The organism is Actinomycetospora corticicola (genome assembly GCF_013409505.1).
Taxonomy (GTDB): domain Bacteria; phylum Actinomycetota; class Actinomycetes; order Mycobacteriales; family Pseudonocardiaceae; genus Actinomycetospora; species Actinomycetospora corticicola.
This window is the reverse complement of the sequence record NZ_JACCBN010000001.1, coordinates 1,524,923-1,547,365: the sequence shown is the minus strand read 5'-3', so window position 1 is coordinate 1,547,365 and position 22,443 is coordinate 1,524,923. Positions and strand designations below refer to the sequence as shown.

Sequence of the window (22,443 nt, the reverse complement as noted above, 5' to 3'; positions counted from 1 at the left end):
GGTCGTCCGGCGCGCTCATCGGATCGCCACGCCGTCCGCGCCGTCGGACTCGAGCAGCGAGACCGCCACGTCCTCGGCGCGGTTGGTGGGCACGTTCTTGCCGACGTAGTCCGCGCGGATCGGCAGCTCCCGGTGCCCGCGATCGACGAGCACGGCGAGCTGCACGGCGCGCGGGCGGCCGTGGTCGCGCAACGCGTCGAGGGCGGCCCGCACGGTGCGACCGGACATCAGCACGTCGTCGACCAGCACGACGATCACGTCGTCGATGCCGCCGGCGGGGATGTCGGTCTCGGCGAGCGGCCGGGTCGGCTGGCGCCGGAGGTCGTCGCGGTAGAGCGTCGGGTCGAGGGTGCCGACCCCGACGGTCGTGTCCGCGTCGATCGCGGTGATGCGCTCGGCCAGGCGACGGGCCAGGTGGATGCCGCGGGTGGGCAGCCCGAGGAGCACGACGGGTGCTCCGGACTCCGCGGTCTTCTCGAGGATCTCGTGGGCGATCCGTGCCACCGTCCGGGCGAGGTCGGCCGAGGAGAGGAGCTCGCGCTCACCCTCGGCGTTCGACGCACCGTTCGGTACGGGACCGCCCCGGCGCCGCGTGGGCACTCGGGGACCTCCTTCTCCGCCTCGCGGGACGGCTCTTAAAGGACGTCTGATGGGTCGTGACCGACACTATCAGCCACGTTCTGCGACCGATCGCGTCGGTTCCGCCACGCTCGACGCCTCCGTGCGGGCGCAGCGCGGCCACACGATCACGGGGGGCGTTCAGTGGCGGGCAAGCGAATCCACCCGACCGGACCGGCGTGCCGCGCGACACACCGGAGGAACCCTGGGAGCACCCCGGCTTGACCTCGTGATCGCCGAGGGCGCATCATCACTCTCCGTATCGACTTCAGCATGGCTGCGTCGGAGCACCCACAGCTCGGCGCGCGGGGAACGGGGTGCCGCCACATGGGCGACTACGCGAAGGCGCTGGGCGCCAAGCTTCGGGGGATCCGGCAGCAGCAGGGTCTCTCGTTGCACGGCGTCGAGCAGAAGTCGGGCGGTCGCTGGAAGGCGGTCGTCGTCGGATCCTACGAGCGCGGCGACCGGGCGGTGACCGTGCAGAAGCTCGCCGAGCTGGCGGACTTCTACGGCGTGCCGGTGGCCGAACTGCTGCCCGAGGGCCGGATCCCGTCGGGGTCCGAGCCGGCGGCGAAGATCGTGATCAACCTGGAGCGGCTCCAGCAGTTGCCCGCGGACAAGGCCGGGCCGCTCGCCCGCTACGCCGCGGCGATCCAGAGCCAGCGCGGCGACTACAACGGCAAGGTCCTCTCGATCCGCAACGAGGACCTCCGCTCGCTCGCGATCATCTACGACATGACCCCGGGCGACCTGTCCGACCAGCTCGTCGAGTGGGGCGTGCTGCCCCCCGAGGCGCGGCTGGCCCGCGAGGACTAGCGCGCCCGACCCACGCCGTGACGAACGAAGGGCCCCGTCGGTCGATCTCCTCGACCGGCGGGGCCCTTCGCTCATTCCGGGGCCGGGTCGGAGGGCGTCGTCTCCCCGGCCGGCTCGGCGTCCGGCGGCAGCTCGATCCGCTCGCGGGCCGGGGCCGTCACGGGCACCCGCTCCCCCGACGCCAGGGCGGCGAGGACGCCGTTGACGAAGCGCGGCGAGTCGTCGGTCGACAGCTCCCGGGCGAGGCCGATCGCCTCGTCGATCGCCACCGCGTCGTCGACGTCGGCGGTGAAGAGGATCTCGAACGCCCCGATCCGCAGGATCGCGCGGTCGACGGCGGCCATCCGCTCCACCGACCAGCCGCGGGCGAGCTCACCGAGCGCGGTGTCGATGTGGTCGCGGTGCTCGGTGACCCCCTCGACGAGGGTGGCCGCGAAGTCCGACACCGGCGGGGCGTCGGCGGTCGCGATCCGACGGCGGAGCACCTCGAGCGGGTCCTCCGCGCGGGCCTCGGACTCGAAGAGGATGTCCAGGGCCCGTTTCCGGGCCTTCGAGCGGGATCCCCGACGTGTCGCGTGCGGTGCGCCCCGAGCTCCGCTGCGCTGCGTCTCCCCAGGCACTAGCTCGACACGCGGCCGAGGTACCGACCGTCGCGGGTGTCGACCTTGACGACGGTGCCGGTCTCCAGGAACAGCGGCACCTGGATCTCCGCGCCGGTGGAGACGGTGGCGGGCTTGGTGCCGCCGGTGGAGCGGTCGCCCTGCAGGCCCGGGTCGGTGTGCGTGATCTCGAGCTCCACCGAGGACGGCAGCTCGATGAACAGCGGCGCGCCGTCGTTGAAGGAGACCTGCACCTCCTGGTTCTCCAGCAGGAAGCGCGCGTTGTCGCCCACGGTGCCGGCCGGGACCGGAATCTGCTCGTAGTCGCTCGCGTCCATGAACACGAAGTCGTCGCCGTCGCGGTACAGGAAGGTCATGTCGCGCCGGTCGACGTTCGCGGTCTCCACCTTGGTGCCCGCGTTGAAGGTCTTGTCGACCACCTTGCCGGTCAGCACGTTCTTCAGGGTCGTGCGGACGAAGGCGCCGCCCTTGCCCGGCTTGACGTGCTGGAACTCGGTCACGGACCAGAGGTTGCCGTCGATCCGCAGGACCAGGCCGTTCTTCAGGTCGTTCGTCGTCGCCACTGCCGCGTCGTCTCCTGCGCTCGTGATCGTGTGGTTGCTCGCCGGGCACCCGTCAGCCCAGGACCACCAGATCCCGCGTCGACGCGGTCAGCGGTTCGGCGCCGGAATCGGTGACCACCAGGAGGTCCTCGATCCGCACACCGCCGCGACCGGGGAGGTACACGCCCGGCTCGACGGTGACCGTCATGCCCGCCTCCAGGGTAGCGGTCGCACTCGCGGACATCGCCGGAGCCTCGTGGATGACCAGTCCGACCCCGTGCCCGACCGGGTGGACGAACTGTTCGCCGTAGCCCGCCTCGACCACGACGTCCCGGGCCGCGGCGTCGATCGCGCTCGTCGGGACGCCGGGACGCAGGGCGGCCCGCCCGGCCGCGGCGGCCGCGTCGACCAGCGCGTAGATCTCCCGCTGCCAGTCCTGCGCCGGGCCGAGCAGCACGGTGCGCGTCATGTCGGAGTGGTAGCCGTCCACCAGCGCGCCGAAGTCCATCGTCACGAGGTCGCCCGGGGCGAGGGGGGCGTCCGAGGGGTGGTGGTGCGGGATGGCCGAGTTGGCGCCGGCCGCGACGATGGTGTCGAAGCTCGGCCCGGTGGCCCCGGCCGCGACCATCCGTTCCTCCAGCTCGTGCGCGACCTCCCGTTCGGTGCGTCCGGCGGCGAGCACGCCGTCGGCGATCGCGCCCGCGAGGGCGGCGTCCGCCGCGGCGCACGCGAGGCGCAGCGCGTCGATCTCGGCGGCGTCCTTCACCGCACGGAGCCGTTCGACGAGGCCGGGCGCGCGGACGAGCTCGCCACGGGCGGCGGCGGCGAGCACGTCGTGGGCGTCGACGGTGACCTGCGCGCTGTCGAAGCCGACCCGACCCGCCGTCGTGAGCGTGAGCAGTTCCGGCGCGCACTGCCGCTCGACCAGCAGCCGCAGGTCGGGGCTCTCCGCCGCGGCCTGCGTGGTGTAGCGGCCGTCGGTGGCGAGCACCGTGCGGTCCTCGGCGTCGGCGGAGTCCCCGGCGTGGACCACCAGCGCGGCGTTCGAGCCGGTGAAACCGGTCAGGTAGCGGACGTTCACGAGGTCGGTGACCAGCAGCGCGTCCACGGCCGCCGCGCGCAGCAGCTCCCGCAGGGCTTCCCGACGGCGGGTGCCCGCAGGATGCGGTCGGGGCCGGGTCACGGCACGGGGGGCGGTCACCCGCGCGAGGGTAGTGCGGGGCCGTGACCTGCCGCACCGTACGGTGAGGCCCGTGCGTCCCTGGCTGCTGCGGGCTCTGGTCATGACCGTGCTCTACGGCGCGGGGCAGACGACGTTCGTGGCGCTCTCGTCGCGGTTCGTGTCGCTCTCGCTGCTGTGGACCCTGCTCCTGCTCGGCGTGCTGCTGCTCGTCGGTCTGGTCTGGGGCGGCGCGGAGGTGATCGCCGACCGCATGCCGCCGGAGTGGACCTGGCTCAAGGCGTCGCTCGCCGCCGGCCCGGCCGCCGGGCTGCTCACGTGGATCCTACTCGCGTCCTTCGTCGACGCGACCGGGGTCGAGGACCTCGGGGCCGCGTTGGTGGGACGCGCGTCGTTCACGATCCTGCTGATCCTCGCCTCGGTCTCGCTCGGCGCCCGCTTCGGCTGGCTCTCGCTGCGCCGCGCGGACGACCCCCGCGCCGACGACGACCCGGGCGCCGACGTCGACCTCCCCGCCGGGGACGCCCCGGACGCCCCCTCGACGGTGGCCGGCACCTCCGACGAGCCGCCCGTGCTGCCGGCCTCGACCACCGAGAAGGTCGCCGCTCGGCGGGCCGGGGGCCGCACGCGGCAGCCGGCGGCCGCACCGACGGGTACCCGCCGTCCCCAGCGTGTCCCGGACGACGAGCCGACGCGGCTGCCGTTCGGCACCGGGCCCTTCGCGGAGCGTCCGGGCGCCCACTCCCCCGTCGTCGCCGTGCTGCCGCCGGTCACGCCGCTGCCCGACACGGTCCGGCCCGCCGCCGCCGACGAGCCCGACGAGGCGCCGGAGCGGCCGTCCCGCCGCCGGTTCGGACTTCGCCGTCCGTCCGACGACGAGGCCTGAGGACCTACCGCAGCGCGCCGAGCACCGCGGCGAGCGGGGGCCACGTCTCCCGGCCGCGGCGCACCACCGGGCGGCACCGCAACCGCACCGGCGGGTCGGGCAGGTCCAACACCCGGATCCCGTCGCGCGTGGGCCGGTTCGTGGGCAGCAGCCCCACCCCGAGACCGGCGAGGACGAGGTCGTCCACCAGGTCCAGGCTGTCGGCCTCGTGCGTGACGTGCAGGTCGAACCCGGCCGCCGCCCCGAGGAGCCGCAGCACCCGTTCGTCGGCGTCGTTGCGGGAGTCCCCGATGAAGGCGCGGTCGGCGTAGGCGGCGAGCACCTCGGCCGAGGTCGCCGCCCCGACCGGCACCGCCCCGTCGTCGGGAACACCGAGGCCCCAGCGGACCTCCCAGAGCCGCCGGCCGGCCCGGACGGAGGGCGGCATGGGGGCGGCCGGGGCGAGGTCGTAGTCGTAGACGAGCGCGAGGTCGGCGGCGTCGGCCTCGAGGAGGGCGAGGGACTCGGCGGGCTGCTGCTCGTGGAAGGTGAGCCGCAGGCCCGGGTGCCGGACGGCGAGGTCGGCGACGATCGGGATCAGGGAGCGGCGGATCGCGCTGGCGAACCCGGCGACGCGGACGGTGCCGGAGGGCTCGGCCGCGGGGTCGAGGTCGTCGCGGGCGGCGTCGACGGCGGCGACGATGCGGCGGCCGTGCTCGGCGAGGCGGCGACCGGCGGGCGTGAGGCGGACCCGGCGGCCGTCGGGCTCGACCAGCGTGGCCCCGACCTCGCGGGCGAGCGCCGCGATCTGCTGCGACACCACGGAGGTCGACGTGCCGAGCGCGTCCGCGACGGCGCGCATCGAGCCGAGGCGGTCGAGCTCGACCAGGTGGGGCAGGCGGCGGGTGTCCACCGTCCTGATCCTACGGACGTTCCGTCCGTGATCCTCACGTGGACGCGGACGGTCGCGCGGCGTTGACTCGTCGCCCGTGACGACCCCCCGCGCCCGCTCGGGTGCCCTGCTCGCCCTCGGCTCCATGTCCTGCGTCCAGCTCGGCCTCGCCGCGTCCGTCGGCCTGTTCGCCGTCGTGCCGCCCGAGGGCGTCGCCGCGCTGCGACTGGGCTGGGCGGGGCTGCTGCTCCTCGTGATCGCACGGCCCCGGCCCTCGTCGTTCACCCGGTCCTCGTTCGGCGCGGCGGTGCTGCTCGGGGTGGTGACGGCGGGGCTGACGATGCTGTTCATGGCCGCGGTGGCCCGGATCCCGCTCGGGACGGCCAGCGCGATCGAGTTCCTCGGGCCGCTCGGGGTCGCCGTCCTGCGGGGTCGGGGCCGGGCGTTGCTGTGGCCGGTGCTCGCCGCGGGCGGGGTGCTCCTGCTGACCGAGCCGTGGCAGGGCGGCACGGACCTCCTCGGGGTCGGCTTCGCCCTGGCCGCCGCATGTTGCTGGGCGGGCTACATCCTGCTCACCCAGCGGGTCGGCGACGAGGTGACGGGGCTGCAGGGGCTGGCGGTCTCGATGCCGGTCGCGGGCCTCGTGAGCGCGGTCGCGGCCTCGGCCCTCGTGCCCGACCTCGGCGGCGCGCTGACCTGGCCCGTGCTGCTCGTCGGCCTCGGCCTCGCGCTCCTGCTGCCGGTCGTCCCGTTCGTCCTCGAGCTGCTCGCCCTGCGCCGGCTCGCCGCCGGGGCCTTCGGCACGCTCATGGCGCTCGAGCCCGCGATCGCCCTGCTGGTGGGCGCCGTGGTGCTCGGCCAGGTGCCGTCCGTGCTCGCGGTCGCGGGGATCGTGCTCGTGGTGACGGCGGGCGTCGGGGCGGCCCGCACCGGGGACCGACGTCCCGACGACGGGCCGCGGGTCGCCCGCGAGGCGTCCCCGGCGGTGGGCTGACCCGGCCGGGCCCCTGCCCGCCGCCCGCCGGAGCCGCTAGCCGCCGGAGCCGACCACCGCGACGACGGTGTAGCGGGCCCGCTCCGGGGTCCACCCGGTCCGCCGCGCGACGTCCTCCACCAGCGAGTCGGCGGCCCCGGGCGACGTGTCCGTGTCGAGGCCCGCCTCGCGCACGAGCAGGGCGGGCAGCGCGGCGGCGAGGGCGGCGCGGTCGTCGGCGGGCAGGACGGCGCCGAGGGCGCCCAGGGCCGCGGTGCTGCCCCGGCGGGCGTCATCGGTGCGATCGAGGCCGGCGCGGGTGGCCACCCCGTCGAGGAACTCCTGATGTCGCATGGACCCACGTACCCGGTCACGTTCCGGGCGCACGCCCCGACCTGTGCTCGGCGAAGACGGCCTCGACGGCCCGTTCGGCCCGCAGCACACCGTCGGTGGGTCCGAGCCGGTGCCGGACGACCCGGCCGTCCGCGCGCCGCGGCACCACCAGGAGCCCACCGGGACGCACCGCCGCGACCCAGAGCGGCGGGACCTCCGCGGCGACCGAGAGGAACGCCACGAGCCGGTCGACCGGGCCGACTGGAGGGAAGGCGCGGAGCGCGTCGCCCGCCGTCAGGTGCACGTTGGTCCGGCCGTCGGCCGCGAGCAGCTCCTGCGCCCTGGCCACCACGCCGGGATCCACGTCGACGGAGTGCACGGCCCCGCCGTCACCGACGGCGCGGGAGAGCACCGCGGTGGCGAAGCCCGAGCCGGTGCCGATCTCCAGGACCGTGCCGCCCTGGGCCAGGTCGAGCAGGCGCAGCATGGTGAGCACGACGTCGGGTCGGGTGCTCGCGGGGTAGGGCGAGCCGTCCGCCGCGCGCTGGTAGCGGCCGGGGTCGGTGCGGGCGAACGCTCCTCCGACGTCGGCCCGGGGCCGCATCCTCGCTCGACCGGCTCAGTCCGCCAGCGCCCCGTAGGCGGCCGCCAGCTCGTCGGGCGTCGGCCCCTCGAGCCGGCCCGGCCGCGCGAGGCCGTCGAGGACGACGAACCGCAGCATCGCCCCGCGGCTCTTCTTGTCGACCTTCATGGCCTCGACGAGGTCGGGCAGCGCGTCGGGGTCGTAGCGCGTGGGGAGGCCGACCGAGGCGAGCACGTCCCGGTGCCGGGCGGCCGTGGCGTCGTCGAGACGGCCGGCCCGGCGGGCGAGCTCGGCGACGAACACCAGCCCCACGCTCACCGCCTCGCCGTGGCGCCAGCGGTACCGCTCGCGCCGCTCCACGGCGTGCCCGAGGGTGTGCCCGTAGTTGAGGATCTCCCGCAGGTGGGACTCGCGCAGGTCGGCGGCGACCACCTCGGCCTTGACCCGTACCGAGCGCGTGACGAGCTCGGCGATCACGTCGCCGTCCGGGTCGACGGCCGCCTTCGGGTCGGCCTCGACCAGCTCGAGGATGCGGGGGTCGGCGATGAACCCGGTCTTGATCACCTCGGCCATCCCGGCCGCGATCTCCTCGGCGCCCACGGTGCGCAGGCTGTCGAGGTCGGCGACCACGGCCGCCGGTTCGTGGAAGGCACCGACGAGGTTCTTCCCGGCGGCGGTGTTGATGCCGGTCTTGCCGCCGACCGCGGCGTCGACCATGGCGAGCAGCGTGGTGGGGACGTGGACGACCCGTACCCCGCGCATCCACCCGGCCGCCACGAACCCGGCGAGGTCGGTGGCCGCGCCGCCGCCCACGGCCACGACGGCGTCGGAGCGGGTGAGCCCCATGCGCCCGAGGGCCTCCCAGCAGGAGCCCGCCGTCGTGAGGTCCTTGCCGTCCTCGGAGTCGGGGAGCTCGACGTGGTGCACGTCGACCCCCGCGGCCGAGAGCCCGTCGGCCACGTCGTCGGCGATCGAGGTCACCGCCGGTTGGTGCAGCACCGCGATCCGGGCGGCCCCGGCGAGCGGGCCGCCGTCGGCCACGGCGGCCGCCACCGTCCCGGTCACGCCGCGCCCGATGGTCACGTCGTAGGGGCTGCCGGAGGCGACCCGCACGGTCTCGACCGGCTCAGCCACGGGAGGCGACCTCCGTCCCGACCAGACCGTGGACGGCCTCGGCGACCGCCTCGGCATCCAGGGAGTCCGTGGCGACCTCGTGGGCGGCGACCGCCCGGTAGACCGGCAGCCGTTCGCTGAGCAGCGCCGCGAACGTGGCCCGCGGGTTGACCCCGGCCAGCAGCGGGCGCGCGGTGGAGAGTCCGGTGCGCCGCACGCCGGCGGCGAGCCCGACCGACAGCAGCACCACGGGGTGTCCCACGAGGACCTGCCGGGTGGCCTCGGCCAGCACCGCTCCCCCGCCGAGGGCCAGGACCCCGTCGTGGCCCTCCAGCGCCTCGGCGACGGCCTCGCGCTCCAGGGCGCGGAACGCGGGCTCGCCGTCGGTGGTGAAGATGTCGGCGATCTCCCGGCCGGCCTTCTGCTCGACCAGGGCGTCGGTGTCGGCGAACGGCACGCCCCACCGCGCGGCGAGCAGCCGCCCGACCGTCGACTTCCCCGCGCCCGGCGGCCCGACCAGCACCACCACCGGGCTCATCGGTCCACGACCCGCAACGGATCGATCCCCGCGCGGTAGGCCGCCGCATTGCGGGCGGTCTCGGCCAGCGAGTCCCCGCCGAACTTCTCCAGGGCGGCGTCGGCGAGCACGAGGGCGACCAGGGCCTCGGCGACCACACCGGCGGCCGGCACGGCACAGACGTCCGAGCGCTGGTGGTGCGCGGTCGCGGCCTCCCCCGTGGCGAGGTCCACGGTGCGCAGCGCGCGCGGGACGGTGGAGATCGGCTTCATCGCGACGCGGGCGCGCAGCGGCTCGCCGTTGGTCATGCCGCCCTCGATGCCGCCCGCACGGTTGGAGGCGCGGTCGATCCCGCCCTCGCCGGCGGCGTCGATCTCGTCGTGGGCGGCCGACCCGCGACGCCGCGCGGTGGTGAACCCGTCCCCGATCTCGACGCCCTTCATCGCCTGGATGCCCATGAGGGCCGCGGCGAGGCGCGCGTCGAGGCGACGGTCGGCCTGCACGTAGGACCCGAGGCCGACCGGCAGCCCGTGCGCCACGACCTCGACGACCCCGCCCAGGGTGTCGCCCTCCTCCTTGGCGGCGTCGACCTCGGCGACCATCCGCGCGGTGGAGGCCTCGTCGACCGCGCGGGTGGGCGAGGCGTCGATGCGCTCCCCGTCCCCGGGGGCCGGGATGAGGTCGGGCGTGGCGTCGGCGGTGCCCAGGGAGATCACGTGCGAGAGCACCTCCACCCCGAGCGCCTGCGCCAGGAACGCCTTGGCCACCGCGCCGAGGGCCACCTTCGCCGCGGTCTCCCGCGCCGACGCGCGCTCGAGGACCGGGCGGGACTCCTCGAAGCCGTACTTCGTCATCCCGGCCAGGTCGGCGTGCCCCGGGCGCGGCCGGGTCAGCGCCGCGTTGCGGGCCCGCCCCTCCAGCAACGCCGGGTCCACCGGGTCGGCCGCCATCACGGTCTCCCACTTGGGCCACTCGGTGTTGCCGATGCGCAGCGCCACCGGGCCGCCCTGGGTCAGCCCGTGCCGCACCCCGCCGAGGATCTCGAGCTCGTCGGCCTCGAAGCTCATCCGGGCCCCCCGCCCGTAGCCGAGGCGACGGCGGGCCAGCTCGGCCGAGATCTCCTTCGACGACACCGACACCCCCGCGACCATGCCCTCGAGCACCGCCATCAGGGCCGGACCGTGCGACTCACCTGCCGTCAACCAGCGCAACACGTCCGCCATCGTTCCATGTCCGGTCCGCCTCCCCTCAGCCCGCGGCCAGAAGGACGATCCAGCTCACCCCGAGCAGCGGCGGCCCGAGCGGCAGGGCGCGGCGGCGGCGGAGCAGCGCGGTCACCGCGAGCACCGCGGCGGCGGCCACCGGCACCACCCCGAGGGCCCACCAGCCGACCGCGGCGAGGGGCGCACCGAGCGCAGCCGCGAGCTTCACGTCCCCGCCGCCGGTCGACCCGGGTGCGAGCAGCGCCACCGCGAGGTGCAGCCCCCCGAGCAGCAGCGTCCCGCCGATCCCGGCGAGCACGGCGCCGCCGCCGAGCGGCACCAGCGCGGCCCACCCCGCCGGGATCGCGGGCAGGGTCACGACGTCCGGCAGCCGGCCGGACGTCAGGTCCGTCGCGGTCCCCGCGACGGCCACCACCGACACCAGCAGCAGCGCGGGCACCCACGCCGCGGCCACCAGGCCGACCACCGCCGCCGTCAGGACCGTCGCCCAGGCCACCGCCACGCCCGCCTCGCACCACCCGGGGCCGACCGGCACCCCGCGGCGGACACCCGCCAGCCCGCGGCGCACCGCGGCCCCGACCAGCGCGCCCGTCCCGAGGGGCACCAGCACCCCGAGGACCACGTCCACCCACATCGCCACGGACCGAGCGTGGGCCGCGGCCACCCCGGACGTCATGTGCAGAGCAGTGCTCTGGGGACAGGTGCGGTCGTCGAGGCCGGTGGGGACGGAGCGCTACGGCGGACGGACGTCGAAGCCGGTCGCGCGGACCAGCGCCCGGTGCATCTCCCGGCGGGGCGCGCTGCGCCCGGTGAACTGCTCGACCTGCCCGAACGCCTGGTGCAGCAGCATGTCCAGCCCGGTGGCGACGGCCAGCCCCCGCCGGGCGGCCGCCGCGGCGAGCGGCGTGGGCCACGGGTGGTAGACGGCGTCGAGGACGACGGCGTGGTCCGGCACCCCGGCGACCAGACGGTCGGCGAGCGCGTCGTCGACCGCCCCGGCGGGCGTGGTGTTGACGACGGCCCGAGCGCGGGACAGGTCGACCTCGTCGAGCCGGTCGAACGTCCGCACCAGGCCGCGCATGCCGTACGCCTCGACGACGACCGCGGTCTCCGCCGCCCGTGCCGGGTCCCGCACGACGAGCTGGACGTCCTCGTTGCCGATCTCGTCCAGGGCGCCCACGGCCGCGGACGCCGTCGCGCCCGCGCCGAGGACCACCACGTCGTGCAGGCCGGCGGCGAGTGGCGCCGGCTCCACGATCCCGGCCGCCCGCAGGGCACCGGCGATCCCGTCGACGTCCGTGCAGTCCGCCGCCCAGCCCGCGTCGGTGCGCACCAGGGTGTTGGCCACTCCGAGCCGGTGCGCCCGGGTCGACGCCGTCATCGCGTACGCCAGCGCCGCCTTCTTGCCCGGCATCGTCACCGACAGCCCGACCCAGGCCCCGTCCAGGCCGTCCACCAGGCCCGGCAGCTCCTCGGCCGTGCACTCGCGCCGCTCGTAGGTCCACCCGGACAGGCCGAGGGCCGCGTACGCGGCGCCGTGCAGCACCGGGGACAGGGAGTGGGCCACCGGCGAGCCGAGGACCGCGGCGCGCCGGGGCGCACCCATCAGGCGATGCCCATCAGTAGACGCCGCGGTCCTGGGCGAGCCGTCGGTTCGCGTCGTGCTCCTCGGGCGTCACCGCGAAGCAGGAGGCGCCGTCCTTCTCGCACTTCACGAAGTACACCCACGCCCCGACCTCGGGGTTCAGCGCCGCCGTGAGCGCGGGCGTGGACACCGCGCCGATGGGCGTCGGCGGCAGCCCGAAGTTGAGGTAGGTGTTGTACGGCCCCGGGGTGTCCCGGTCGACCGGCGTGGTCAGCAGGGTCTGCCGGTCGAGCGGGTAGTTGATCGTCGAGTCCATCTGCAGCCGCATGGGGATCGGGAGCCGGTTGTAGATCACCCGCGCGACCCGCCGGAAGTCGGACTCGATGCCCTCCCGCTCGGCGATCGAGCCGATGATCAGCGCCTGGTAGGGCGTGACGTCGTTGGCCGCGGCCTTCGTCACGAGTCCCGCCGACTCCAGCGTCTCGGCGGAGGTGCGCACCACCGTGGTGAGCGCGGAGACGGCGTCGGAGCCGGGCCGCACGTCGTAGGTGCCGGGCGCGACCAGGCCCTCGAGCCGCCGCTCGGGCGGAGCCTTCCGCAAGCCGTCGAGGGCCCAGTCGGGCACGCCGAGCTGGGCGGGGTCGGTCCCGACCATCGCGCGCCGCAGGTCGTCCACCGACACGCACCGCCGCTGCCCCGAGTCCTCGACCACGCACGTCGCCTGGGCGATCAGGGACAGCACACCGGGCACCCGGGCGGAACCGACTCCCGCCGTGTCGTCGAGCTGGATCCCCCCGCGGACCTCGAGACGGCCGAGCCGCGAGGCAGGGTCGAGCATCCGTCCGACCGCCTCGGCGGCCGTCATCTGCCGGGCCATGTCGTAGTAGCCGGGCTGGATGCCGCGGCCGCGGGGGTCGTCCTCGGCGGCCTGCCCGAAGCCGCGGGCCGAGGCCACCACCCCCGCCGTCACCAGGGACTCCCCGATGTCGCGGGTCGAGTCGCCGTCGGCCACCTGCACGACGACGTGCCCGGAACCGGGGCCGTCGAAGTCCGGGGGGAACACCACACCCCAGAGGTCGCGGGCGAAGAACGCCCCGCCGGCGAGGGCGAGGACGAGCACCGCGGCGACGATCGGCCAGACCAGCCGACGCCGGGCCGGCTGCCCGTCCGCCGGGTCGCCCGACGACGGCGTCGACGTGGATCGACCGAGCTCGCCCAGCCCGCCGAGCACGTCCAGGTCGTCCCCGGAGCCCCCGGGACCTCGCGACGCCGGGTCTGCGCCGGAGCGGCGCGCGCCGCCGGAGGGCGTCGGGCCGGTCGGGGCCCAGGACGCGCGGGCGGCCGCGGCCACGGGCTGGGTGCGGTGCTCCGCGGGACCGCCGCGGGGCCGCACCGGCTCGGGCGGGTGCGGCAGCGCGACGCGCGAGGGGACCTCGGGCACGTGCCCGCGCCGCATCGTGTCGGTGACCGCGTCCGCCCCGTCGGAGGCCTGCTCCGACTCGCGGGCGGCGAGGGCGGTGGTGGGCGGCTCCCATTCCCGACGACGGGTGGGGTGGCCCTCGGCGGACGGCCCGCCCGGGCGCCGCAGGCCGCGCTCGCGACGCGGGATCCGCACCTCCGACCCGGTGTCGTCCTGCCGGTCGGAGCGGGTGGACGTGGACATCGGGACCAGGCGAGGCCGTCCGGCCTCCCGGGTCACGTGGCCGTCCCGCGGCGGGCGTCCAGCCAGGTCTGCAGGATCGCCACCGCGGCCGCCTGGTCGATCACCCGGCGCTGCGCACGCCCCTTGACCCCGCGATCGGAGAGCATGCGCCCCGCCGTCACGGTGGAGAGCCGCTCGTCGGCCATCGTCACCGGCACCCCCGACACCCCGCGCTCGTCGAACACCTCGCGGAGGTCGTCGGCGTACCCGAGGGCGGCCTCGGCGGCCGGGCCCTCACGCCCGGCCAGGGTGCGCGGCAGGCCCACGACCACCTCCACCACCTCGTGCTCGACGACGAGATCCACGAGCTGGTCCAGGTCGGACCACGTCGTCTCGTCCCGATCGAGCGTAACGAGCGGCGTGGCGAGCACTCCGGCGGGATCGGAGAGGGCGACGCCGACGCGCACCGCGCCGACGTCGACCCCCAGCACACGGCCGGTCACGCTCAGACGCCCGCCGTCGCCACCTGCGCCCGCAGCGCGTCGATGGCAGCCCCGATCCCGGCGTCCATCCCGGCCGGGCCACCCGAGGGCGCACCGCCGCCCTGGGCCAGGTCGGCCTTGCCGCCACCCCGGCCCCCGACGGCGGGCGCGAAGGCCTTCACCAGGTCACCGGCGGCGAGTCCGCGGTCACGGGCGGCGGCCGTGGTGGCGACGACGAAGGAGAGCTTCTCGCCGTCGGGGGCGAAGAGCGCGACCACGCCCGGCCGCTCGCCGAGGCGGCCCCGGACGTCGGAGGCGAGCGTGCGGAGGTCCCCGCCGCCGACGCCGTCCGGGGTCCGGGTGGCCACGAGGGCGACGCCCGCGACGTCGTCGGCACTGTCGGCCAGCGCGCCGGCCGACGACAGGACCTCCTTCGCGCGGACCGTCTCGAGCTCCTTCTCCGCGGCGCGCAGGCGGTCGACGATGCCGGAGATGCGCTCCGGGAGCTCCTCGGGCTGGGCGCGGAACTGCTCGGCGAGCTGGTTCACCAGGACGTGCTCGCGGGCGAGGAACCGGAAGGCGTCGATCCCGACGAGGGCCTCCACGCGGCGCACGCCCGACCCCACCGAGCCCTCGCTGAGCAGCTTGACGAGGCCGAGCTGGCCCGCGCGCTCCACGTGGGTGCCGCCGCAGAGCTCGCGGGAGTAGTCGCCGACCTCGACGATCCGCACGGCGTCGCCGTACTTCTCGCCGAACAGGGCGACGGCGCCGAGCCGGCGGGCCTCCTCCATGTCGGTGACGAACGCCCGGACCTCGTCGTCGCCGAGGAGTACCGAGTTGACCTCGTCCTCGACGTCGGCGAGCACCGTCGTCGGGACGGCGCCCTCCGGGGAGGTGAAGTCGAACCGCAGCCGCCCGGGGGCGTTGAGCGACCCGGCCTGCGCGGCCGAGTCGCCGAGGGCCTTCCGCATCCCGGCGTGCACCAGGTGCGTGGCGGTGTGCGAGCGGGAGATGGCGGCGCGGCGCTCCATGTCGATCTGGGCCGACACGGGGGCGTCGCGGGTGATCTCGCCGTAGACGACGCGGCCGCGGTGCACCGAGAGCCCGGGCACGGGCGTCTGCACGTCGGTGATCTCGACGGCGAAGCCGTCGCCGGTCAGCCGGCCGGTGTCGGCCTGCTGCCCGCCGCCCTCGGCGTAGAAGGGCGTGCGGTCGAGCATGACCTCCACGGCGTCGCCCTCGGTGGCCGCCGGGACCCCGACGCCGTCGACCACGAGCCCGACGACGTGGGCGTCGGCCTGCTGGTCGCGGTAGCCGAGGAAGTCGGTGAGACCCGCGCGCTCGAGGATCTCGCGGTAGGCCGACGCGTCGGCGCCGCCGTGCTTGCGGGCGGCGGCGTCGGCCTTGGCGCGGGCCCGCTGCTCGTCCATCAGCCCGCGGAAGGCGCCCTCGTCGACGTCGAGACCGGCCTCGGCGGCCATCTCGAGGGTGAGGTCGATCGGGAAGCCGTAGGTGTCGTGGAGGGCGAAGGCGCTGGCGCCGGGCAGCGTCGACGCGCCGGAGGCCCGGGTCTCGGCCACGGCCGACTCGAAGATGCGCGAGCCGGTGGCGAGGGTGGCGAGGAAGGCCTCCTCCTCGCGGCGGACCACCGCGGCGATCCGCTCGAAGCCGGTCGCGATCTCGGGGTAGGACGGGCTCATGACGTCGCGCACGACCCCGACGAGGTCGACCAGCACCGGCTCGGTGATCCCGAGCAGGCGGGCGTTGCGGACCACGCGGCGCAGCAGGCGGCGCAGCACGTAGCCCCGGCCCTCGTTGCCCGGGACCGCGCCGTCGCCGATGATCATCGTGGCGGTGCGGACGTGGTCGGCGATCACGCGGAAGCGGACGCCGTCCTCCTCGGTGCCCGCGTCGTAGGAACGGCCCGAGAGCTGCTCCACGCGGTCGATCACGGGGCGGACGAGGTCGGTCTCGTAGACGTTGTCGACGCCCTGGAGCAGGAACGCGACGCGCTCCACCCCGAGGCCGGTGTCGATGTTCTTCTTCGGCAGCTCGCCGACGGGGGCGGCGCCGTACTTCGGGCTCTCGGTCCCCCGCACGTCCTGCATGAAGACGAGGTTCCAGATCTCGAGGTACCGGTCCTCGTCGGCGACCGGCCCGCCCTCGACACCGAACTCCGGGCCGCGGTCGTAGTAGATCTCCGAGCAGGGTCCGCCGGGGCCCGGGATGCCCATGTCCCAGTAGTTGTCGCGCCCGTCGCGACGCTGGATCCGCTCCGGGGGCAGGCCGATGACCTCGTGCCAGATGCGCTCGGCCTCGTCGTCGTTCTCGTAGACGGTGACCCAGATGCGCTCCGGGTCGAAGCCGTACCCGCCGTCGTCCTGGCTCGACGTGATCAGCGACCAGGCGTGGCGGATCGCGCCTTCCTTGAAGTAGTCGCCGAAGGAGAAGTTGCCCGCCATCTGGAAGAACGTGTTGTGGCGCGTGGTGCGCCCGACGTTCTCGATGTCGCCGGTCCGCACGCACTTCTGCACCGAGGTGGCCCGCGGGTAGGGCGGCGGCGCCTCGCCGAGGAAGTACGGCTTGAACTGCACCATCCCGGCGTTGACGAACAGCAGCGTCGGGTCGTCCAGGATCAGCGAGGCGCTGGGGACGGGGGTGTGGCCGGCGGCCTCGAAGTGCGCGAGGAAGCGTCGACGGATCTCGTGGGTCTGCACGTCAGTCCTGCTCGTCGTCAGTGGTGCGGGCAGCACCCATCATTCCGCGTGCCCGACGGGCAGCGACGGGTGCCACCCGCGGAGGTGGGTGGCTCGGGTGCGGGACGGTCCCGACGACGGGCGCGCTCAGCGCCCGGCGGGTCCCCGCCGGGACGCTCGTGCGTGGCGGCCACTGGGCGTCGGGTCGACGATCGGCTGCGGACGCACCGGGATCTCGGTCGTGTCCTCGACGAGCGAGTACAGCTCCTGCTCGCGCTCGTTCATGCCGGCGCGGACCTCGGCCCCGAAGGCCCCGAGCCCGGCGCCGAGCTCGCGCAGCCCCTCGCCGAGGCTCGTGCCGATCCCGGCGGGCGTGGCCCGCTGCGTGACCTGGTTGACCTTGCGGGTGGCGCTGACGCCGATCGCGACGCCGACCCCGACCCAGAACAGACGCTTCATGCGCGGGCGCTCCGCTTGCTCCTGGTGGACCGCTTCGAGGGCGGTGCGTTCTTCAGCTTCCGGGCCTGGCTGGCCTTGCGCAGCCCGTAGGACAGGGCGGCCGCCTTGACCAGCGGGCCGCCGAGGGTGGCGGTGAACAACGAGCTCAGCGCACGGGTGTTGGCCGCCACGGCCTGCGCGCTCGCGGTGACGCCGTCGACGCGCTCCAACTGCGTGTTGACCGTGGTCAGCGTGACCTGCGCGTCGTTCAGCAGCGGCGCCGACCCCTCGTGCGTCTTGCGGATGGCGATCGTCGCCTCGTCCAGCGTGCGACCCAGCTTGATCAGCGGAACGGCCAGCAGCAGCACCAGGATCACGAACGCCACCGCGGCGACGATGGCCGCGATCTGCCCGACCGACACGGTCATTCCCCATTCGCTGGTGGTCGTCTGTCCGCTCCCGGCCCGCGGGCCGGACGGTGGCGGAAGGCTACCGGTAGGTCATGATCGGCGCGTGCCCCGGCCGCGCCGCGGGGCGGCACCGCCGGTCACGCCGGCGATGGTGGACCGGATCTCCGCAGGCCGTGAGGGGGTTCCGGCCCGGCGTGACGGCACCTGGGCCTAACGACCGCGGATCACCTCGCGGAGCCGGGCGAGGCGTTCGGCGATCGCCCGTTCCTCCCCGCGCCCGGTGGGGGCGTAGTAGTCGCGGCCGACCAGCTCGTCGGGCGGGTACTGCTGGGTGACGACGGCCGAGCGCTCGTCGTGCGGGTACCGGTAGCCCACCGCGTTGCCGAGCTTCTGCGCCCCGGCGTAGTGCCCGTCGCGCAGATGGGGCGGCACCGGCCCCGCGGCGCCGGTCCGGACGTCGGACATGGCCGCGTCGATCGCGGTGATCACGGCGTTCGACTTGGGCGCCGTGGCGAGGTGGATCGTCGCCTGGGCGAGCGCGATCCGGCACTCGGGCAGACCGATCAGCGCGACGGCCTGGGCCGCGGCGGTGGCGGCCTGCAGCGCGGTCGGGTCGGCGAGTCCGACGTCCTCGCTGGCGTGCACCACGAGCCGGCGCGCGATGAACCGCGGGTCCTCCCCCGCCACGATCATGCGGGCCAGGTAGTGCAGCGCGGCGTCGGGATCCGAGCCGCGGATCGACTTGATGAACGCCGAGATGACGTCGTAGTGCTGGTCGCCGGCCCGGTCGTAGCGCACCGCCACCTCGTCGACGACCTGCTCGACCACGGCCAGGTCGATCGTCCCGCCCTCCCCCACGGCGTCGGCCGCCGCCTCCAGGGCGGTGAGCGAGCGCCGGCCGTCGCCGGCGGCGAGCCGGACGAGGTGGGCACGTGCGTCGTCGGTGAGCGTGACGGTGCCCGCGAGGCCACGGTCGTCGGCGACCGCGCGGTCGAGCAGCGTCGCGACGGCGTCGTCGGTCAACGCATGCAGCCCGAGCACCAGCGACCGCGAGAGCAGTGGGGCGACGACCGAAAAGCTCGGGTTCTCGGTCGTCGCCCCCACGAGCAGCACGACCCGGTCCTCGACCGCGCCGAGCAGGGCGTCCTGCTGCGTGCGGCTGAAGCGGTGGATCTCGTCGATGAACAGCACCGTCCGGCGGGGGTCGGACGCGGCCAGCCGTCGGCGGGCCACCTCGATGACCCCGCGGACCTCCTTCACCCCCGCCGAGAGGGCCGACAGCGCTTCGAACGCCCGCCCGGTCGCGAGCGAGATCAGCCGGGCGAGCGTCGTCTTCCCGGTCCCGGGCGGGCCGTGGAGCAGCACCGACGCGGGTGCGGCGCCCTCGACGAGACGGCGCAGCGGGGCACCGGGCGCGAGCAGGTGGTCCTGGCCGACGACCTCGTCGAGCGAGGCGGGCCGCATCCGGACGGCGAGCGGGGGGCGGACGTCATTGCCCGCCGGCATGGGACGGTCCTCGACCACGCCCCGCGTCACCGGGCGCAGGTCCTCGACGGCGGGCCGCTCGGGCTCCGGCGGCGCCACGTCGAACAGCCCCTCCTCGCTCACGCCCCCGACGCTACTGCCCACCTCCGACCCCCCGCCCCGAGACTCACCTGGGGCAGGTTCCGGCACCCCGGACCGTGTCTGGTGTGCACCTCGCGGCCGAGGCGGGCGGCCCCGCCTGCCACTCCGGCTGAACCGCCAGCCACGGACGCGGTGGAGGCCCCACTAGGGTCACCGACCATGCGGGAGATCCTCACCGTGCTGGAGTCCGACGCGCACGCGAGCGCCGAGCGCATCGCGACGCTGACCGGGATCGACGAGGCGACGGTGCGCGAGCACATCGCCGCGTGGGAGGCGTCCGGGGTGATCCGGCGCTACAAGACGGTCGTCGACTGGGACCGCTTCGGCGACCAGCGCGTGACCGCGTTCGTCGACGTCACCGTGGCACCCGAGCGCGGGCGCGGGTTCGACGACGTCGCCGAGCGGATCGCGCGCTTCCGGGAGATCCGGGCGGTGCACCTGGTCAGCGGGGCGCAGGACCTGCGGGTCGAGGTGGAGGGGGACTCCATGAAGGAGGTCGCCGACTTCGTCGCCCAGAAGCTCTCGGGCGTCGACCGGGTCACGGCGACCAGCACCCACTTCCTGCTGCGTCGCTACAAGGACGACGGTCAACTGCTCACCGATCCCGAGCCCGACCAGCGGCTGTCGGTGACGCCGTGAGCGCCCCGCAGAAGCCCTTCTCCCGCACGGTCGCGGCCATCCCGCCGTCGGGAATCCGCAAGTTCTTCGACCTCGCGCAGAGCATGCAGGGGGTCATCTCCCTCGGCGTGGGCGAGCCGGACTTCCCGACGCCGTGGAGCGCCCGCGAGGCCGCGATCCACGCCCTCGAGCACGGCGCGACGACCTACACGAGCAACTCGGGCCTGCTCGAGCTCCGCGAGGCGATCACCGACGACCTCGCCGACCGCTACGGCGTGCGCTACCGCGCAGCCGACGAGTGCCTGATCACCAGCGGCGTCTCCGAGGGCCTCGACCTCACGCTGCGGGCGCTGCTCAACCCGGGCGACGAGGTGATCGTCCCGGAGCCCTGCTACGTCGCCTACCAGCCGTGCGTCGCGTTCGCGGGCGGCATCCCGGTGCCCGTCGCGCTCGACCCCGGCGACGCCTACCGGCTCGACCCGGCGATCATCGGCGCGGCGATCACGGAGAACACCAAGGCGATCCTCTTCGGCTCGCCGTCCAACCCCACCGGCAGCGCCCAGAGCGCCGCCGACCTCGAGGCCCTCGCGGCGCTGGCCCGCGAGCACGACCTGTGGCTGATCTCCGACGAGATCTACGACCGGCTCACCTACCACGGCACGCACACCCCGGCGGCCGTGAGCGCCCCGGAGCGCACGGTGACCCTCGGCGGGTTCTCGAAGTCCTACGCGATGACCGGCTGGCGCGTCGGCTACGCCTGCGCCCCGGAGCCGCTCGCGCAGCTCATGCACCGCATCCACCAGTACACGATGCTGTGCGCCCCGCACATGTCGCAGATCGCCGCCCTCGAGGCCATGCGCACCGCCCAGGACGACGTCGACGAGATGGTCGCCGACTACGACCGGCGGCGTCGCCTCTTCTCCAAGGGCCTCGACGAGCTCGGGCTCACCTGCCCCGTGCCCGGCGGCGCCTTCTACGTCTTCCCGTCGATCGCGTCGACCGGCATGACCTCCGAGGAGTTCGCCGAGGGCCTGCTCACGCAGGAGAAGGTCGCCGTGGTGCCCGGCAACGTGTTCGGTCCCTCGGGCGAGGGCCACGTGCGCTGCTCCTACGCGACCGCGCTCCCCCAGCTCGAGACCGCGCTCGAGCGGATCGCGCGCTTCATCGGTTCCTGAGGTCGCTTCAGAAGGTCAGTTCCCGAGGCCGGTTCCCGGCGCCGCTTCCCGACGCCGGGTCCGGGCGCCTCTCAGCGCCCGCCGAAGGCCGGGAACACCGGGAGCGGCACCTGCCCGCCGTACGGGGCGAGCGCACGGACGACCGCCTCGGCGAGGTCGACCACGGCCGGCTCGCCCTGGCGACCGGCGTCGGTCGCGAGGCGCTGCCAGTAGCCCGACAGCACCGCCGCGGCGCGCATCGGCGGACGCCCGACGACGACCTGCTCGGGCACCGTCCCGTCGCCGACCACGAGCGGCAGCAGCGACCGCGTGCACACCCACACCCACAGCGTCGTCGCGGCGAGGTGGCGCGGGCCGGCGACGGCGGGGTCGGCGAGTTCGGGCCACACCCCGGCGACCTCGGACTGCCACGACGCCGTCATCGCCTCGGCCATCCCGGTCGGCAGTGCGTACGGCGCCGCCCACCCCGGGAACGGCAGCCGCACCGACGAGGCCGTGAAGGCGACGTCGCGGAAGCAGCCCCACTCGAAGTCGAGGAACCGGGCACCGGCGCCGGTGAGCAGGCAGTTCTCCGGCGACACCTCCGACGGGCTGAAGGCCCGGTACCGCGTGCCGCCCAGGAGCGCCGCGGCGCTGCGGGCGTGCTCGACCGCCGCGGGCGCGGCCTCGACACGGAGCCGGTGGGCCAGCAGGTCCGGGATCTCCGCGAGCGCGGTGCGGGCGTCGTCGGCGAGCGGGTCCCGCCAGTGCTTGACGCCGGAGCGGCGCAGGAGGGCGCCGAAGTCCCCCTCGCGGGCGGCCGTCGCCGCCTGGAGCCGCCCGAGCGCACGGGTGGCGCCGAGCAGGGCGCGCTCGGCGGCCTTGGCGTCCCCGCCGTGGAGCTTGTCGGCCAGCGTCGCGCCGCGGCCGAGGTCCTCGAGCACGAGCAGGCGTCGCTGCGGGTCGTTGGCGTAGAGCGTGGGGGTCGCCCGGTCGCCTGCGGGCATGGCCGTGAACAGCTGGCAGCTGGCGGCCTCGTACGGGAACGGATCGACACGCTCCGTCGCCGACGTGCGGGCCGAGGCCGTGGCCTCCCCGAGGTAGTGCTTCACGACGAGGGAGCGCGGCAGCGAGAACGGGTTCTGCGCGACCCGGACCCGCACCACCCTCGACCGGGAACTCCCGCCCAGATCCTCCGCATCCGCGAGCCGTACGCGGGCGCCGGCCCGGCGGGTGAGGAGTTCCTCGGCCAGCGCGACCGTGCGCTCGACCGAACGGTCGGAGGGCGCCGTGGCGTCGAGGACGGAGGGCGTGTCGGAGTCATCGGCCGTGAGCGGGGTCATCAGACGATGGAGCCTACCGGCCGCGGCGTGCACTACTCGCGAGTAATTCGCTCCGACGGCCTTCGGAATCGATGCACGTGAGTGAGCCGAGCCCCACGATACGGTTGCGCGGCGTCACCGATTGTGAGAGCGACGGCGCGCAACCGAACGTCGGGTCGGGGCCCGGACCCGGCG

General features: G+C 75.2%; 24 protein-coding genes. 5 read left to right on the top strand and 19 right to left on the bottom strand.

Features of this window, described 5'->3' with window-relative positions; translation table 11 throughout:
- Positions 1-15 precede the first annotated feature (15 nt).
- Entirely contained in the window at positions 16-600 is a 585-nt protein-coding gene (gene pyrR, locus BJ983_RS07390) for a bifunctional pyr operon transcriptional regulator/uracil phosphoribosyltransferase PyrR (protein ID WP_179793227.1), read from the bottom strand.
- 345 nt (positions 601-945) lie between these two features.
- On the opposite strand from pyrR, the gene bldD reads away from it, so the two are divergent.
- Positions 946-1,434 carry a transcriptional regulator BldD gene (gene bldD / locus BJ983_RS07385; RefSeq protein WP_179793226.1) on the top strand — a complete coding sequence of 163 codons (489 nt, stop codon included), beginning with the start codon at positions 946-948 and terminating at the stop codon, positions 1,432-1,434.
- 71 nt (positions 1,435-1,505) lie between these two features.
- Here bldD and nusB read toward each other — a convergent pair whose 3' ends face one another.
- Genes nusB through BJ983_RS07370 form a run of 3 tightly spaced genes read right to left on the bottom strand, consistent with a single transcriptional unit; the run spans position 1,506 to position 3,797 of the window.
- Positions 1,506-2,054 carry a transcription antitermination factor NusB gene (gene nusB / locus BJ983_RS07380; RefSeq protein WP_179793225.1) on the bottom strand — a complete coding sequence of 183 codons (549 nt, stop codon included), beginning with the start codon at positions 2,052-2,054 and terminating at the stop codon, positions 1,506-1,508.
- Positions 2,054-2,617, bottom strand: a complete 564-nt coding sequence (efp, locus tag BJ983_RS07375; RefSeq protein WP_179793224.1) for an elongation factor P — start codon at positions 2,615-2,617, stop codon at positions 2,054-2,056. Before efp ends, nusB begins: the two co-directional genes overlap by 1 nt.
- A 52-nt stretch (positions 2,618-2,669) precedes the next feature.
- The gene (locus tag BJ983_RS07370; protein ID WP_343053853.1) at positions 2,670-3,797 is read right to left on the bottom strand and encodes a M24 family metallopeptidase; all 1,128 of its coding nucleotides are present in this window, start codon (positions 3,795-3,797) and stop codon (positions 2,670-2,672) included.
- Positions 3,798-3,849: 52 nt separating this feature from the next.
- On the opposite strand from BJ983_RS07370, the gene BJ983_RS07365 reads away from it, so the two are divergent.
- The gene (locus BJ983_RS07365) at positions 3,850-4,662 is read left to right on the top strand and encodes a hypothetical protein (protein WP_179793223.1); all 813 of its coding nucleotides are present in this window, start codon (positions 3,850-3,852) and stop codon (positions 4,660-4,662) included.
- Between the two features lie 4 nt (positions 4,663-4,666).
- On the opposite strand, the gene BJ983_RS07360 is transcribed toward BJ983_RS07365, so the two are convergent.
- Entirely contained in the window at positions 4,667-5,554 is an 888-nt protein-coding gene (locus tag BJ983_RS07360; protein WP_179793222.1) for a LysR substrate-binding domain-containing protein, read from the bottom strand.
- A 76-nt stretch (positions 5,555-5,630) separates the two neighbouring features.
- On the opposite strand from BJ983_RS07360, the gene BJ983_RS07355 reads away from it, so the two are divergent.
- Complete coding sequence (locus BJ983_RS07355; RefSeq protein WP_343053851.1) at positions 5,631-6,527, top strand: EamA family transporter; 897 nt, start codon at positions 5,631-5,633, stop codon at positions 6,525-6,527.
- A gap of 36 nt (positions 6,528-6,563) precedes the next feature.
- Here BJ983_RS07355 and BJ983_RS07350 read toward each other — a convergent pair whose 3' ends face one another.
- The 13 genes from BJ983_RS07350 to BJ983_RS07290 form a co-directional block, all read right to left on the bottom strand.
- Positions 6,564-6,860, bottom strand: coding sequence for a DUF2267 domain-containing protein (locus tag BJ983_RS07350; RefSeq protein ID WP_179793221.1), 297 nt, complete (start codon positions 6,858-6,860; stop codon positions 6,564-6,566).
- A 16-nt stretch (positions 6,861-6,876) separates the two neighbouring features.
- A complete protein-coding gene (locus tag BJ983_RS07345; RefSeq protein ID WP_179793220.1) occupies positions 6,877-7,443 on the bottom strand; it encodes a protein-L-isoaspartate O-methyltransferase family protein in 567 nt (188 codons plus the stop codon).
- Positions 7,444-7,458: 15 nt separating this feature from the next.
- Positions 7,459-8,556, bottom strand: a complete 1,098-nt coding sequence (gene aroB, locus BJ983_RS07340; RefSeq protein WP_179793219.1) for a 3-dehydroquinate synthase — start codon at positions 8,554-8,556, stop codon at positions 7,459-7,461.
- Positions 8,549-9,073, bottom strand: coding sequence for a shikimate kinase (locus tag BJ983_RS07335; RefSeq protein ID WP_179793218.1), 525 nt, complete (start codon positions 9,071-9,073; stop codon positions 8,549-8,551). The genes aroB and BJ983_RS07335 overlap by 8 nt, the downstream gene beginning before the upstream one ends.
- Complete coding sequence (gene aroC, locus BJ983_RS07330) at positions 9,070-10,275, bottom strand: chorismate synthase (protein ID WP_179793217.1); 1,206 nt, start codon at positions 10,273-10,275, stop codon at positions 9,070-9,072. Before aroC ends, BJ983_RS07335 begins: the two co-directional genes overlap by 4 nt.
- A gap of 25 nt (positions 10,276-10,300) precedes the next feature.
- A complete protein-coding gene (locus tag BJ983_RS07325; protein WP_246325958.1) occupies positions 10,301-10,909 on the bottom strand; it encodes a prepilin peptidase in 609 nt (202 codons plus the stop codon).
- A gap of 99 nt (positions 10,910-11,008) precedes the next feature.
- Positions 11,009-11,881 carry a shikimate dehydrogenase gene (locus BJ983_RS07320; protein ID WP_179793215.1) on the bottom strand — a complete coding sequence of 291 codons (873 nt, stop codon included), beginning with the start codon at positions 11,879-11,881 and terminating at the stop codon, positions 11,009-11,011.
- 13 nt (positions 11,882-11,894) lie between these two features.
- Entirely contained in the window at positions 11,895-13,523 is a 1,629-nt protein-coding gene (locus BJ983_RS07315; RefSeq protein WP_218890146.1) for an endolytic transglycosylase MltG, read from the bottom strand.
- A 32-nt stretch (positions 13,524-13,555) separates the two neighbouring features.
- Positions 13,556-14,005 (bottom strand): Holliday junction resolvase RuvX, encoded by a 450-nt coding sequence (gene ruvX / locus BJ983_RS07310; RefSeq protein ID WP_179793214.1) that lies wholly within the window; start codon positions 14,003-14,005, stop codon positions 13,556-13,558.
- 2 nt (positions 14,006-14,007) lie between these two features.
- Positions 14,008-16,701: an alanine--tRNA ligase gene (alaS, locus tag BJ983_RS07305; RefSeq protein ID WP_179793213.1), complete on the bottom strand. Its 2,694-nt coding sequence runs from the start codon at positions 16,699-16,701 to the stop codon at positions 14,008-14,010.
- Positions 16,702-16,827: 126 nt separating this feature from the next.
- A complete protein-coding gene (locus tag BJ983_RS07300) occupies positions 16,828-17,139 on the bottom strand; it encodes a hypothetical protein (RefSeq protein ID WP_179793212.1) in 312 nt (103 codons plus the stop codon).
- On the bottom strand, positions 17,136-17,540 hold the full coding sequence (locus BJ983_RS07295; RefSeq protein ID WP_179797461.1) for a DUF948 domain-containing protein: 405 nt from the start codon (positions 17,538-17,540) through the stop codon (positions 17,136-17,138). The genes BJ983_RS07300 and BJ983_RS07295 overlap by 4 nt, the downstream gene beginning before the upstream one ends.
- A gap of 198 nt (positions 17,541-17,738) precedes the next feature.
- Positions 17,739-19,136, bottom strand: coding sequence for a replication-associated recombination protein A (locus tag BJ983_RS07290; protein WP_179793211.1), 1,398 nt, complete (start codon positions 19,134-19,136; stop codon positions 17,739-17,741).
- A gap of 177 nt (positions 19,137-19,313) precedes the next feature.
- Between BJ983_RS07290 and BJ983_RS07285 the strand changes: the two genes are divergently transcribed.
- Together BJ983_RS07285 and BJ983_RS07280 are read left to right on the top strand one after the other, a co-directional pair.
- A complete protein-coding gene (locus tag BJ983_RS07285) occupies positions 19,314-19,793 on the top strand; it encodes an Lrp/AsnC family transcriptional regulator (protein WP_179793210.1) in 480 nt (159 codons plus the stop codon).
- Positions 19,790-20,947: an aminotransferase class I/II-fold pyridoxal phosphate-dependent enzyme gene (locus BJ983_RS07280; RefSeq protein WP_179793209.1), complete on the top strand. Its 1,158-nt coding sequence runs from the start codon at positions 19,790-19,792 to the stop codon at positions 20,945-20,947. The genes BJ983_RS07285 and BJ983_RS07280 overlap by 4 nt, the downstream gene beginning before the upstream one ends.
- Before the next feature lie 71 nt (positions 20,948-21,018).
- Here the strand turns inward: BJ983_RS07280 and BJ983_RS07275 are convergent, their stop codons facing one another.
- Entirely contained in the window at positions 21,019-22,269 is a 1,251-nt protein-coding gene (locus BJ983_RS07275; protein ID WP_179793208.1) for a hypothetical protein, read from the bottom strand.
- Positions 22,270-22,443 lie beyond the last annotated feature (174 nt).